12 protein-coding genes are annotated in these 12,719 nt (G+C 59.7%); 9 read left to right on the forward strand and 3 right to left on the reverse strand.

Features of this window, described 5'->3' with window-relative positions; all coding sequences use genetic code 11:
* Window positions 1–152 precede the first annotated feature (152 nt).
* The 3 genes from ACLB1Z_RS12125 to ACLB1Z_RS12135 are packed head-to-tail and all read left to right on the forward strand — an operon-like array spanning window position 153 to window position 2,827.
* Window positions 153–974, forward strand: a complete 822-nt coding sequence (locus tag ACLB1Z_RS12125) for a quinoprotein dehydrogenase-associated SoxYZ-like carrier (protein WP_409560087.1) — start codon at window positions 153–155, stop codon at window positions 972–974.
* Window positions 975–999: 25 nt separating this feature from the next.
* The gene (gene soxC / locus ACLB1Z_RS12130) at window positions 1,000–2,292 is read left to right on the forward strand and encodes a sulfite dehydrogenase (protein ID WP_409560088.1); all 1,293 of its coding nucleotides are present in this window, start codon (window positions 1,000–1,002) and stop codon (window positions 2,290–2,292) included.
* Window positions 2,279–2,827 carry a c-type cytochrome gene (locus ACLB1Z_RS12135; protein WP_409560089.1) on the forward strand — a complete coding sequence of 183 codons (549 nt, stop codon included), beginning with the start codon at window positions 2,279–2,281 and terminating at the stop codon, window positions 2,825–2,827. Before soxC ends, ACLB1Z_RS12135 begins: the two co-directional genes overlap by 14 nt.
* Window positions 2,828–2,836: 9 nt before the next feature.
* Here ACLB1Z_RS12135 and ACLB1Z_RS12140 read toward each other — a convergent pair whose 3' ends face one another.
* A complete protein-coding gene (locus tag ACLB1Z_RS12140) occupies window positions 2,837–3,667 on the reverse strand; it encodes a sulfotransferase (protein WP_409560090.1) in 831 nt (276 codons plus the stop codon).
* A 214-nt stretch (window positions 3,668–3,881) separates the two neighbouring features.
* Between ACLB1Z_RS12140 and ACLB1Z_RS12145 the strand changes: the two genes are divergently transcribed.
* The 6 genes from ACLB1Z_RS12145 to ACLB1Z_RS12170 all read left to right on the forward strand — a co-directional run bounded on the left by ACLB1Z_RS12145 (window position 3,882) and on the right by ACLB1Z_RS12170 (window position 11,636).
* Window positions 3,882–4,568, forward strand: a complete 687-nt coding sequence (locus ACLB1Z_RS12145) for a class I SAM-dependent methyltransferase (RefSeq protein WP_409560091.1) — start codon at window positions 3,882–3,884, stop codon at window positions 4,566–4,568.
* Between the two features lie 235 nt (window positions 4,569–4,803).
* The gene (locus tag ACLB1Z_RS12150) at window positions 4,804–6,018 is read left to right on the forward strand and encodes a saccharopine dehydrogenase family protein (protein WP_409560092.1); all 1,215 of its coding nucleotides are present in this window, start codon (window positions 4,804–4,806) and stop codon (window positions 6,016–6,018) included.
* On the forward strand, window positions 6,018–6,455 hold the full coding sequence (locus ACLB1Z_RS12155) for a hypothetical protein (protein WP_409560093.1): 438 nt from the start codon (window positions 6,018–6,020) through the stop codon (window positions 6,453–6,455). Before ACLB1Z_RS12150 ends, ACLB1Z_RS12155 begins: the two co-directional genes overlap by 1 nt.
* A gap of 33 nt (window positions 6,456–6,488) precedes the next feature.
* The gene (gene nspC / locus ACLB1Z_RS12160) at window positions 6,489–7,658 is read left to right on the forward strand and encodes a carboxynorspermidine decarboxylase (RefSeq protein WP_409560094.1); all 1,170 of its coding nucleotides are present in this window, start codon (window positions 6,489–6,491) and stop codon (window positions 7,656–7,658) included.
* Window positions 7,659–7,727: 69 nt separating this feature from the next.
* Window positions 7,728–10,385: an aminopeptidase N gene (gene pepN, locus ACLB1Z_RS12165; protein ID WP_409560095.1), complete on the forward strand. Its 2,658-nt coding sequence runs from the start codon at window positions 7,728–7,730 to the stop codon at window positions 10,383–10,385.
* A 204-nt stretch (window positions 10,386–10,589) separates the two neighbouring features.
* The gene (locus ACLB1Z_RS12170; protein WP_409560096.1) at window positions 10,590–11,636 is read left to right on the forward strand and encodes a sensor histidine kinase; all 1,047 of its coding nucleotides are present in this window, start codon (window positions 10,590–10,592) and stop codon (window positions 11,634–11,636) included.
* Window positions 11,637–11,679: 43 nt separating this feature from the next.
* Here the strand turns inward: ACLB1Z_RS12170 and ACLB1Z_RS12175 are convergent, their stop codons facing one another.
* Together ACLB1Z_RS12175 and ACLB1Z_RS12180 are read right to left on the reverse strand one after the other, a co-directional pair.
* Entirely contained in the window at window positions 11,680–12,195 is a 516-nt protein-coding gene (locus ACLB1Z_RS12175; RefSeq protein ID WP_409560097.1) for a periplasmic heavy metal sensor, read from the reverse strand.
* On the reverse strand, window positions 12,192–12,704 hold the full coding sequence (locus tag ACLB1Z_RS12180) for a hypothetical protein (protein ID WP_409560098.1): 513 nt from the start codon (window positions 12,702–12,704) through the stop codon (window positions 12,192–12,194). Before ACLB1Z_RS12180 ends, ACLB1Z_RS12175 begins: the two co-directional genes overlap by 4 nt.
* Window positions 12,705–12,719: the final 15 nt, after the last annotated feature.

Genomic DNA, 12,719 nt, shown 5'->3' on the forward strand with positions numbered 1-12,719 from the left:
GAATGGAGGCAGTTAGGCGTATTCTTAATAGAGGATGCGCCGTACTTTCGCGAAAAAGATGGCCCGGTCTTCCGGGTTGATGTAGTATTTCATTCCGAATTCGGCATTCAGTGCGCATGAAAGACCGCCAAAAGGCGGCAAGCGAGGAAACGATGCGGAAAACTGCAAGCGGACTTTTGGGATCCGCTATTTTGATCGCCGCGATGAGCGTCAGCGCTCTCGCCGCCGATGATGGAAGCCCCACTGTTAACAACCCAGGCGCATGGACAGACATTCGCAAGGATGCTTTCGGCTCGCGCGAAATTCTGGATGGTGCAGGAAAAATTACGCTTGAGGCTCCCAAGCGCGCCGAGGATGCGGCGACCGTCCCCATTACCGTACGCATGCCGGCGCCGTTCGCCGCTAACGTAAAGTCGCTGACCCTAGTCATCGATCAGAATCCGTCTCCGGTCGTTGCGACGTTCAACTATGGCGACGCGGCGGGAACAGGTGAGCGTATGCTCGCGACGCGTGTGCGCATCGACCAATACTCGGACGTTCGCGCTATCGCGGAAACGACCGACAACAAACTCTATATGACGACCGTCTTCGTGAAGGCATCAGGCGGCTGCTCGGCACCCGCGAGCAAGGACCCCGAAGAGGCCGCCAAGGAGATGGGTAAGATGCGCGTCAAGACGGCGGCCGGCAAAGAGGACGGCAGCGAGGTCGCGCAGGTGATGCTCAAGCATCCCAATACGTCCGGCATGGCAATGGATCAGATCACGCATGCGTATCCGCCGGCGCGCTTCATCGACAAGCTGTCGGTGACGACGGGCGGCAAGCTGATCTTTTCGATGGAAGGCGGCATCTCTATCAGCGAAGATCCGAACTTCCGCTTCACATACCAAGGCAACCCGGCGGACAAGATGGACGTCAAAGCCGAGGATTCGGAAGGCACGCAGTTCAGCGGTCATTCGACGCCCAGCCAGTCCTGACGCTCACGACCCGCGAGACGGCCGCGTGGCCGGAAAGCTCACAGAAACTGATTTGAAGCCTGTTGCGGGCGGTGGTCTTCTAGATCGCCGCCTTTTGCTCAAGGGCGGCATGGTTCTGGCTTCGGCGCAAGCAGCGGGTTCACTGTCGGCCGCCGAGACGAAGAATGCAGCGCCGCTCGATCCTGCCGATCCGCCATGGTTGCACCATACCGGCGGACCGTTCACAACGTATGGCCTGCCTTCGAGATACGAAAAGTATGTCATCCGCAATATCGGCGGCAATCGAACGCCTTCGGGCGATGGCGTTTCGTGGACGCCGCTGGAGGATCTCGCAGGCATCGTGACGCCGAGCGGGCTGCATTTCGAACGCCACCATGACGGCGTTCCAGATATCGACCCGACGCTGCATCGGCTCGTCATTCACGGCCTTGTCGGTAAGCCGCTGGAATTCACGGTCGAGGATCTCCTGCGCTATCCGATGCAGTCGCGCTTTCTCTTTATCGAATGCGGCGGCAACAGCAACGCCGGCTGGCACTCGGAACCGATCCAACGCCCCGTGGGTGCATTTCACGGCCTCGTTTCATGCTCGGAATGGACCGGCGTGCCATTGTCGATCTTACTTGATGAAGCGGGCGTCGACGCGACCGCCTCATGGGTGATCGCGGAAGGCGCGGACGCCGGATTGTTGAATGTCAGCCTGCCGCTGTCGAAGCTTGCCGCCGATGCCATGCTCGGCCTTTACCAGAACGGCGAGCGGCTGCGCCCGGAGAACGGTTATCCGCTACGCCTGATCGTGCCGGGTTGGGAAGGCATTACGAACGTTAAATGGCTGCGGCGGTTGCACGTCACGGATCAACCGGCAATGACGCGCAATGAAACGGCGAAATACACGGAACTGCTGCCATCCGGCAAAGCGCGGATGTTTACGTTCGTCATGGACGCGAAGTCGCTCATCACGTCACCATCGCCGGGGCAGAAGATGTATGGCCCGAACATTTATGAAATTCGAGGGTTAGCCTGGAGCGGTCGCGGCAGAATAGCGAAAGTCGAGGTTTCCGCCGACGGCGGCAAGACGTGGGCTGAGGCGCATCTGCAAGAGCCGGTCATGGCGCATTGCTTCACGCGCTTTCGCGCTCCCTGGGCGTGGGACGGCAAGCCCTCGATCCTCAAGAGCCGCGCAACGGATGAGACGGGCTACGTTCAGCCGGAGCGCGATGTCCTGGTAAAGGAGCGCGGGCGAGAAGGATATTTTCACTACAATGCGATCGTCAGCTGGGCTGTCGACGAGGATGGCGAGATAACGCATGTCTATGCTTAGACATATCGTCATCGTGCTCGCCGCCGCAGCGCCGTTCAATGCGGTGGGCGCGGCGGACGCCAGTAAAGTTGCAGCGCCGCATCTCGGCAAGACCATGACGGCCGCCGAAGCCGCCGCGTGGAATCGGACGATTTTCCCCGACGGACGTGGACTTCCACCGGGGCATGGAACGGCCAAGGAAGGCCGGGTGCTTTATGCCGAAAAGTGCGCCCGATGCCATGGCGCGCACGGCGAAGGCGCGACCGCCGAGGATCTTATCGGCGATCCGACGCCACCGACGCGCGATGATCCAAACAAAACCATCGGCGCTTATTGGCCGTTCGCGACGACGATCTTCGATTTCATTTCGCGCAGCATGCCGCCAGCAGCGCCGGGTTCCCTCTCCGCCGACGAAACGTATGCGATCACCGCTTATCTGCTGGCAGCAAACAAGGTCATCGGCGAAAGCCAAGTGATCAATGCGGAGACGCTTCCGAAAGTCGAAATGCCGAACCGAAATGGCTTCATCTGGATCGACGTCAAGAAAAAGAAATGAGCATGGCGCTCACGGCAAGGCCGTGTCGTAGCTGAAACGGGTAGCGACCCAGTCGAGCGTTTCGCCGAGTTGCGGCCTGATCGATTTCAGATAGGCGATGCGGTTGGGATCACTTCTGTATTTGTTCAGTGATCTGGTATCGATGCCGCGCAATCCGTGCATCGCGGATTCAGCCTTGCCGGACGGCTTGAAGACTGAGGCAAGCTCGCTGGCTGGCGTTCCGACTTCAAGTCCGAGTTCATCGGCAAGCTTTTTCTGAACACCCGCTGCGTCGGTCGCCAAGTCTTCGTAACGGACGATGCAGAAGTTTTGTCTGCCATCGTTGAGTGCTGCCCGCAGTGCCGACATTTCGCCGAGCCATCGTGCGACGTCGATATGATAAACGTGCGTGCTCGTTGGATTGTGGCTCGTCAGAACATCGAAGGGATGCCGGATTGCGTAGGCAATTTTGATGCGCGCAGGGATCTGCGATAGGCGTTCAAACGAGACGTTGTTGCGCTTCAGAACGAGCGTCCGTCCGGTCGTCGTCAGCTGTGCGAAGAGTTCGACCGGAACTTCCTTGGCAACGACGCAAGTGTCCTTGAACGTCGACATGAGCCCCGTTAACAACCAGGTACCGGAGCGGCCGCACCCCATTACGAAGACACGATCTATCGGGCGATGTTCGTCGATCCGATCAAGGCGGGCGTCGAGAGCGCCTTTCCCAGCAAATGCCGCCACATCCTTCTTCTTCACACGAAAACTCAACGGCTGAAGGCGTGCTTCACCCGATGTATGGAACCGCATTGCGCCAAAGTACATCAATCCCCATGCGATGAGCGGATTGCTCCACGCGACCATCAGTCCTCCGATGATTTGCTGCCCGTCAGAGACTTGATCGAAATGTCAGAAACGAGGCGATCATCAGGCGACGCGCGGTCCCGCCCACCGCGACAGAATACCAATTTCGCTCCCGAGATCAGCAAGATAGCCTATGCCTCACGGATAGCTGTTCGCTGCGCTCGCATGCCGTAAGCCAATCCAACACGGTATGTCAGTGGAGCAGGATGACCCGATGGGGGTAATTACGCTTCGCGGCGCCTTGAAAAGCCTGTCGAAGGTCAAGGGTGCTGCAGCCGGCAAGTATACGGACCTCGTGCTTGACGGGAACGCCATCGCACGGGGCGAATACAAACAGCATCTCGGCGGGGGAAGCGAAGGATGGGATGCGCGCGGGCGCTTCCAGCTTGAGCTACTTCGGGCGGGTGGCTTGCAGACGTCTTCCAATCTGCTCGACATTGGCTGTGGTCCGCTGCGCGCCGGCGTCCATTTCATTCGCTATCTCAATGCCGGGCATTACTACGGCTTCGATTACAATCTGTCGTTCGTCGAGGCCGCCCGCCGCCTGATTGCCGAGCACGGGCTTGAAGAAAAGCGGCCGACGGTCGTCGCGCTGGCGAATTTCGAGCTGAAGGGCATCGACCGGATGTTCGACCACGCTATCGCGTTCTCGGTGCTCAATCATTGCAACGAAGCGCAGCGGAGCTTGTTCTTCGCCAACATCGGGCGGTGCCTGGCGCCAGCCGCCAAACTTTTCATTTCGCATGCCAATTGGCTCAAGGAGGAGGATCTTGCTCCGGCCCGGCTTGTGATCCTGCGCCGCTTCGAGGCGGCCGACCTCAATCTTGGACAGTACGGGTGGCCGCCGGAGGAACAGCGTTCGGTCTGCCCCATCTACGAGCTTGGGCGGCTTCCGGATTAAGGAACGGGCTTCCACAGCCAGTGGTGGCCCGCGATCCGGACTGCGGTAAACGGCTTAGCAAGAAACTGTCATAATTCTCTTTTTGCAGGAATTGTATCGACTTCGACGTCGTTGTCGGCGGCAAACGACGGAACGTATTGAATTAATTGTGCGCCTGCCCTATTTCCGGCCCCCAGCGCGACTTTACGCGCTACGCAAGCCGGTATGACCGGCCTTTCAACTTTGGGAGCGGTCGTTGGACAACGTACTCATCATCGGGGCAGGCGCTGCGGGCTCGGTCGTCGCGAAGAAATGCGCGATGAACCGCGACGTCTTCAAGAAGATCCATCTCGCGTCTCGCCGTCTCGAAAGCTGCAAGAAGGTCCAGGCCGAGTGCAAGACGCCGATCGAGATCTATCAGCTCGACGCGGACATCGTCGCGGATACGGTCAAGCTCCTGAACGAGATCAAGCCCGATCTCGTCATCAACATGGCGCTGCCCTACCAGGATCTGGCGATCATGGACGCCTGCCTCGAAGCAGGCGTCAATTACATGGACACGGCCAACTACGAGCCGCGTGAGGAAGCCAAGTTCACGTACAAATACCAGTGGCCGTATCATGAAAAGTTCAAAGAGAAGGGCCTGATGGCCGTGCTCGGCTGCGGCTTCGATCCCGGCGTCACGAACGTTTTCTGCGCCTATGCGCAGGAGAACCTGTTCGACGAGATTCACACGATCGACATCATCGACTGCAACGCTGGCAGCCACGGCAAAGCGTTCGCGACGAACTTCAACCCTGAGATCAATCTTCGGGAAGTGACGCAGCGCGGCAAGTATTGGAAAGACGGCGAGTGGATCGAAATCGATCCGCTGTCGATCTCGACCATGATCGATTATCCGGAAGTCGGGCCGGTCAAATCCTACCTCATCTATCACGAGGAGGAAGAAAGCCTGGTGGAGAACATCAAGGGCCTGAAGCAAATCCGGTTCTGGATGACGTTCTCGGATAATTACATCAAGCACCTCGAAGTGCTCCAGAACGTCGGCATGACGCGCATCGATCCTGTCGACTACAAAGGCACGCCCGTCGTCCCGATGGAGTTTCTGAAGTCGGTGCTGCCGGCCCCTTCCTCGCTGGCCGAAAATTATACCGGCAAGACGTCGATCGGCGTCGTCCTCAAAGGCGAGAAGAAGGGCAAGAAGAAGCGCTACATGATCTGGAACGTCTGCGATCATGCCGAGACGAACAAAGAAGTCGGCGCACAGGCCGTGTCCTACACGACCGGCGTGCCGGCCGTCACCGGCGCGATCATGATGTTTAAGGGCATCTGGAAAGGCCAAGGCGTATTCAACGTCGAACAGCTGCCGCCCGAACCGTTCCTTGATGAACTCGCCGAGCAGGGCCTGCCCTGGCACGCCAAGGAAATCGACAAATCCGACCAGAAGAAGCTGTTCGCGGTCGAGACCTGATGAGCGAAGCCGAGATCCTTTCGATCAGAAACGAATTGACCGGCATTGTCGTGTCGGTCTTTTCGGTGAGTTTCGGAATGATCTCGGCTTACATCGCCGGGTTGTGGCTCTTTCTTCGCGAGGCGCCCATTTCGCTGCGGCTTCTGGCGTTCACGATGCTCACGTTCGGCTTGGCATTCATGGGCGCGCTGACGTGGGGCTTGAACGACCTTCTGGTCGGCACCGAACGCGCGTGGTCGAAGCTCGCGACACATGCCAGCGAGATCACCGGGTTCGGTAATGCTCAGCCGCCTTGGCTGCATGGCCTGACGCTCTACGAAGCGGCGGTCCTTCTTGGCGGCGGGGCATTCGGGGCCATATACGTGTCGCTTGCGTATCTTACCTTCATCTACAAGTGGCCCGGCACGACCGCCGGACCTGTTCGCGTGGCGCCGTAAAGCGCCCTTTTTCTGTTTGATCGGTGGCTCGACGTGTCCGACCTTTCCAAATTGAACCTGCAGTCTTTCGACTGGGCGCAGTCCATCGCGACGCCGTCGTATGTGCTCGACGTGGCGGCGTTGAAGCGCAATCTGGCGCGGGCCGCAGAGGTCAAGCGTGAGGCGGGCTGCAAGATCCTGCTGGCGACGAAAGCGTTTGCGCTGCCGGCCGCCTTTCCGATCATGCGCGAGGTGCTGGATGGCACGACAGCAAGTGGCGAGTACGAGGCGCGCCTTGGTCACGACGAGTTCGGCAAGGAAGTGCACGTCTACTCCCCGGCCTACGCGCCAGGCGAGGTTGCGCGCCTGACGAAGCTCGCCCAGCACATCTATTTCAACTCGCCGCAGCAGATCATCGACAATCTCGCCGTGATCCGCGAGGTGTCGGGTCTCAAAATCGGCATCCGCATCAATCCGGGCTATTCGAACGCCACGCTTGGCGGCGCGCTTTACGATCCGTGCGCGCCCTTCTCGCGGTTCGGTGCGACGCGCGACATGCTCGACAGCGTGTCGTGGGACGACGTCGACATCCTGCATACGCATTCGCTGTGCGAGTCGGGCCACGAGGGATCGGTCGGGCTCATCGAGCACGTCGCGCGGGCGTTTGGCGACTATGTCCGGCGCGTGAAGGTCGTGAACTTTGGCGGCGGCCACTTCATCAACAAGCCCGGCTACGACATTTCGAAGCTGATCGCCGCAATCAAGGCATTCAAAACAGAGTTCAACGTGGACGTTGTTCTGGAGCCTGGCGCCGGTCTCGTCGTTGATACAGGATACCTTGTCGGCTCCGTTCTGGGGCTACACCACAATGGCAAGGACATCGCTATTCTGGATGCTTCTGCCTCGACGCATATGCCGGATGTTCTAGAGGTGCCTTATACGCCACATGTTATTGGCGCGGCGGAACCCGGTCGAAAACCGCACGGTTATATCCTGGGCGGCAAGACATGCATGACCGGAGACATCATCGGCGAGTACTCATTCGACGCGCCGTTGAAAGTGGGTGATCGCATCATCTTTACCGATATGATGCAATATTCCTTCGTGAAGAATAATACGTTCAACGGCGTGCCATTGCCCGATCTCGCAGTTCTCAACGAAGACGGAACAATTCATGTTCTGCGGTCGTTTGGTTACGATGATTTCCGGCACCGATTAGGATAGAAGCTTTGCGGTCGGCGGAACGGTTGGAACTTTCCCCGAAAGCGCCTATGACGTTCGCAGCGGGGTGCCATGAAAGCAGAAAATCCCAAACCAGTCCTTCTCGCGGATTACCGCCCTCCGGAATTTCTGATCGACACCGTCCATCTCGACATAGCGCTCGCGCCGACGAAAACGCGCGTCGCCTCGAAGCTCGAGATCCGGCGTAATCCTGCTTCGGCGACGACCGGCAAGGTGCCCCTGAAGCTCGACGGCGAACTGTTGACGCTCGAGAGCATCACGTTGGACGGCAAGAAGCTGAAGCCGTCCTCCTATCGCGTCGGCGACGCCAGCCTGACGGTCCTCTCGCCGCCGAAAGTGCCCTTCACGCTCGAAATCGTGACGACGATCAATCCCAAGGCCAACACGGCGCTGCAGGGTATCTATCTCTCGCGCGGGGTCTACTGCTCGCAGTGCGAGGCTCAGGGCTTCCGACGCATCACATATTTTCTCGACCGACCGGATGTGCTCTCCAAATACACCGTACGGCTCGAAGCCGATGTGGCGACGGCGCCGGTTCTGCTCGCCAACGGCAATCCGGTTGAGCGCGGCACGCTGCTCGGCGGGGAGCGCCACTATGCCGTCTGGGACGATCCGCATCCCAAGCCGTCCTATCTTTTTGCCGTCGTCGGCGGCGATCTGTCGTCCATAGCGTCAACGTTCAAGACCCAGTCCGGCCGCGAGGTCGACCTTCGCATTTATGTCGAGCATGGGAAGGAAGAGCGGGCACACTGGGCGATGGAATCGTTGAAGCGCGCCATGCGGTGGGACGAAAAACGCTTTGGTCGCGAATACGATCTCGACGTGTTCAACATCGTCGCCGTCTCCGACTTCAATATGGGGGCGATGGAGAACAAAGGCCTCAACATCTTCAACGACCGGCTCATTCTGGCGTCGCCCGAGACGGCGACCGACGCGAACTATGAATCGATCGAGAGCGTCGTTGCGCACGAATATTTCCATAACTGGACCGGAAACCGCATCACCTGCCGCGACTGGTTTCAGCTTTGCCTGAAAGAAGGCCTGACAGTCTTCCGCGACCAGGAATTCTCAGCCGATCAGCGCAGTGCTACCGTGCAGCGCATCGCCGACGTGCGGCAACTGAAGGCGCTGCAGTTTCCGGAAGACCAAGGCCCCCTCGCCCATCCGGTGCGCCCTGAAAGCTACGTCGAGATCAACAATTTCTATACGCCGACCGTTTACGAGAAAGGCGCGGAAGTCGTCCGCATGATCGAGACGACGCTCGGGCCTGAGAAATTTCGCGCCGGGATGGATCTCTATTTCGAGCGTCACGACGGCCAGGCCGTCACCATCGAGGATTTCATCGCCTGCTTCGCGGACGTGAGCGGGCAGGATTTCTCGCAGTTCCATCGCTGGTATTCGCAGGCAGGCACACCGGAACTGGTCTGCAACCTGACCTACGACAAGCGGAAGAAGTCGGCGGAGCTGACGGTTCATCAGGTTTTGAAGCCGTCGCCCGGCAAAGCCAAGAAGCAGCCCTACTTCATTCCGATCAGCATGGCGCTGCTTGGCGAGAACGGCAAAGAGATGGATCTCGACGTCGAGGGCGGCGTCAAGATCCGCGACGGCGTCATGGCCGTCACCGAACGCGCGACGACGTTCACGTTCAAGGGCGTCGGTTCGCGGCCGGTGCCGTCGCTGCTCAGGGGCTTCTCTGCGCCCGTCGTGATCAACATGCCGCTCACCGATCAGGACCTGGCGTTTCTGATGCACCATGACAGCGACCTCTTCAATCGCTGGCAGGCGAGCAACGCCTACGCGACGCGGAGCATCCTGGCTCTGCTCGACGCGAAACGGCCGAAATCGCTCGCCGCATCGAAGGCCGCGAAACTTACCGACGCATTGGGCTATGCGCTGCGCGACTCCGGTCTCGACGATGCGTACAAGGCCGAGCTTCTGAAGTTGCCGTCGGTTGCCGACGTTGCGCGTGAGAAGGCGACGAAGGTCGACCACGCGGCGATCTTCGGCGAGCACCGTGCATTCGCCCGCACGATCGGCGAGAGGCTGGCGAGCGATCTCGAAACGATCTACGCAGGCGCATCGCGCGAGAAGAAATTCTCACCCGATGCCAAGAACGCCGGCCGGCGCGCCCTGCGTAATGCCGCCCTGACGCTGCTGACAACGCGCGAGACCGAGGAAGACTTCGCGCGGCTCGAAGCGCACTATCGCAAAGCCACGAACATGACGGATGCATGCCATGCGATGTTTCTCATCGCGGGCGTGAATGCTCCTGGCCGCGAAAGCGTCCTCAACAATTTCTTCGAGCGCTGGAAAGACGATCATCTCGTCATCGACATGTGGTTTGCCGCTCAGGCGCAGTCGCCGCGAGAGCAAACGCTCGATGAAGTGAAGGCGCTCTGCCAGCACCCGCTCTTCAAGATCACGACGCCGAATAAGGTGCGCGCGCTCATCGGGACGTTCGCTTCAAGCAATCCGCTGCAGTTCAACCGTCCCGATGGCGCGGGCTACGAATTCCTGGCGGACAAGGTGCTCGAAATCGACCCGCTCAATCCGCAGGTCGCCGCACGCATGCTGGCTGCGTTCCGCAGCTATCGGGCACTTGAGACCAAGCGAAAGAACCTCGCCAAGGCGGCGCTGAAAAGGGTGGGCTCGGCGCCGCGGCTGTCGCGCGATTGCTTGGAAATGGTCACGCGGATGCTCGACGACTAAACGGTTTCTGGAGCATTTCGGCCACAGCCCGCGATCCTTTTGCTCGGGCCGTCGAAAGAGCGACAAAATTGATTCTCTCGCGATTTTTTCTCCCTCGACGGTGAGTCGCAAATCGGCGAAGCTCAAATCATGCTCGGAGACATGATCGTCTTCGGCCTTGTGGGGCGGGGCACTTAGATCAAAATTCAGCAGGGGAATTTGAGGATGGCTCGGACTTGGTCCGTTCCTCAACGGGGAAGTATTGCCGCGTTCGGCGGCTTTGGATCACATCACACCGGCGTACTCTACGCAGCCGCCGCAAGCCGGACTTTTCCAAACCGCGGTCTCTTTCTGGTTCTCGCCGCCGTGCTGACGGCAGCTGGTGCCATCATCCCCCAGCTCAGCCCCGATATGCTTTCGACCGTATTCTTCGTGGCTGGCGCAGGGCTTGCCGCCCTGGTCGTGATGCTGCCGTGGCAGCCGCTTGCGCGGGATGGCGCGGACGCCACGCAGAAGCGCAGCGAGCTGGACCACCGCTCGGCCTTCAACACCGATACCGGACGCCAAATGCGCTTCCCGGAGCTTCTAGGCACGCCCGCGGCGCAACCGGGCCTGGATCGCGCGGCCTGGGCCAGGCTGACGGCCCATATGAGCCATGAGCTCAGGACGCCGCTTAACGCCGTGCTCGGCTTTTCGGAGCTGATGACGAACGAAGTTTTCGGGCCTCTCGGGTCGAGCTACAGCGGCTACGCCCGCGATATTCATACGAGTGGTCGCATCCTGCTGAAGTCGGCGGAAGACGCGCTGGCGATCACGGCGCTGCTGACGGCTCCTGAGCGCAAGCGGGCTCGCGAGACGAGCAAGATTCGAGCGATCGTCGACGACGCTTGCGCCTTTGCCGCCCCCGATCTTGCGGCACAATCTATTGCCATCGCGATTGACGTCAAAGGCGATGCCGAGATCGTCGGCGACCATCAGGCGACGCGCCAGATGCTCATCAACCTCATTGCAGAAGCCACCCGTCGTGCGGCTCCGGGCTCTGAGTTGCGGATTGAAACGAAGGTCGCCAGCGAAGCTGTATATCTCTCACTGACGCTGATCGGCGGCATCGACGTGCAGCCGGAAGACGGCTTCGGAATTATCCTGGCGCGCACATTCTGCGAGCTGTCAGGTGCCGAGCTGACGAGTTCAGTTGCGGAAAATGGCGAGTGGACAACAAGCGTGCGCCTTCAGCGCGCGGTTCAGCCTGACCTTTTCGCCATGGCGGCCTGAAGAAAGCATAACGGCGGCGTCCACATGGCCGCCGCCGTTATTGTTATTTTGCCCTGTCGTCGTCTGGCCGTGGCGGTCCAGGCGGTTTCAGCATCGATGCGTGACGCTTCGCTCGCCATTCCTGCAGAAGCTTGCGCTCGTCTGGCGTCAACTCGGCTGCGGTACTCGCGACGCTCGTATAGATCGCGCCTTTGAAAGCATTCTCGGCCGTCCGAAGCTGCATGAGTGCTGCCAAAAATTTATCTTTGTCGAATGGCTCGGCCGTCAGCATGGCGTTGGCATCGGTCCATGTCTTGCGCACGTTGTCGCGCAAACCTTTCATGGACGCGCGCGCCTCGATCACCTTTTGCCGGATCATGGTTTGCTTATCGGCAGGCAACTGTTTGACGAAACCAAGGAACCCTTCGTCCCTCTTTCGCTCCTCTTCGTGATGATGCCAAACGGCGGTCGCAAACAAGCCGATGAACAGCAGGTTTAAGGCCAACGACGCAATAAAGCCCGGATAAAGCCAGCGCGGCCGATCCGCTGCCGGTCGCGATTGATCGACGTTGACCGTCACAGCAGATCCCCGTCTACAAAACTGTCACCATCGTCCGTAAAGGCAATCTGCCGGCTGAGGGTGGACGAAGAGCCATCTTCACCGAGAAGCGCATCGGCGGTCGACGTGAAGACCTTCATTTGACCGGCGAATACGCCAAGGACGAGGGATGCAGCGAGAGCCGTCGCAGCCAAGCCATGGTGACGGCGAAGCGTGGGCCACGCCGGCCGAACAGCTGCCGCTGGCGAACGCTCCTGGCTCGTGACGAGCCGGGGCTGACGTTCCGCTGCCGCCGCGATGCGGTCGCTCAACTTAGAGAGGCGCGTCGCATCATATTGCGGTGCCTTGTCCAGCAGCCGATCGAAAGCCTCGGCATCCTTCAGCATTTTGTGGGCGTCGGGATTGCCCGCAATTAAGCCCGATAGCGTAAGACGCAAGGGTGCAGGCCATCGCGTACGGTCTGCTCCGTACGTATCGAGCGCCGCCTCCAGTCTATCGAGCCCCACAGGGCCTAAACTATTGCGTGACATTGTCTGCAGTCTCCC

The organism is Hyphomicrobium sp. MC8b (assembly GCF_905067615.1).
Lineage (GTDB): Bacteria > Pseudomonadota > Alphaproteobacteria > Rhizobiales > Hyphomicrobiaceae > Hyphomicrobium_B.

What these genes read in the sequence shown, in the direction of transcription:
- ACLB1Z_RS12125 (WP_409560087.1), top strand. Translation starts at nt 153, where the DNA reads ATGCGGAAAACTGCAAGCGGACTTTTGGGATCCGCTATTTTGATCGCC.
- ACLB1Z_RS12135 (WP_409560089.1), top strand. Translation starts at nt 2,279, where the DNA reads ATGTCTATGCTTAGACATATCGTCATCGTGCTCGCCGCCGCAGCGCCG.
- ACLB1Z_RS12140 (WP_409560090.1), bottom strand. Translation starts at nt 3,667, where the DNA reads ATGGTCGCGTGGAGCAATCCGCTCATCGCATGGGGATTGATGTACTTT.
- ACLB1Z_RS12145 (WP_409560091.1), top strand. Translation starts at nt 3,882, where the DNA reads ATGGGGGTAATTACGCTTCGCGGCGCCTTGAAAAGCCTGTCGAAGGTC.
- ACLB1Z_RS12155 (WP_409560093.1), top strand. Translation starts at nt 6,018, where the DNA reads ATGAGCGAAGCCGAGATCCTTTCGATCAGAAACGAATTGACCGGCATT.
- pepN (WP_409560095.1), top strand. Translation starts at nt 7,728, where the DNA reads ATGAAAGCAGAAAATCCCAAACCAGTCCTTCTCGCGGATTACCGCCCT.
- ACLB1Z_RS12170 (WP_409560096.1), top strand. Translation starts at nt 10,590, where the DNA reads ATGGCTCGGACTTGGTCCGTTCCTCAACGGGGAAGTATTGCCGCGTTC.
- ACLB1Z_RS12180 (WP_409560098.1), bottom strand. Translation starts at nt 12,704, where the DNA reads ATGTCACGCAATAGTTTAGGCCCTGTGGGGCTCGATAGACTGGAGGCG.